Below are 234 nucleotides of genomic sequence, written 5' to 3' on the forward strand. Positions count from 1 at the left end.
CCATGATGTCGTCGAGGGAGGACGCGAGGTTGTAGATGTCCTCGCGGTCGAACGGCGTGATGAAGGAGGAGTTGAGCTGGTGGAAAATCGCGTGGGTGGCGTCGTCACCGGCGTGTTCCGCTGCCCGCATCCGCTCCGCGATCTCGGCCCGGGCGGAGGAGTCCGCTCCGAGCAGTTCCATCAGGAGCTTCGAGCCCGTGACGATGTTGTCCGCGGACGCGGCGAACATGTCGT

At 65.0% G+C, this 234-nt stretch carries 1 protein-coding gene; it reads right to left on the reverse strand.

Features of this window, described 5'->3' with window-relative positions:
* On the reverse strand, positions 1-234 hold a 234-nt coding region (locus tag AC0IXA_RS28190; protein ID WP_471815025.1), incomplete at both ends, for a DUF47 domain-containing protein.

The sequence above is a fragment of the Pseudomonas sp. AC083 genome (assembly GCF_979253165.1).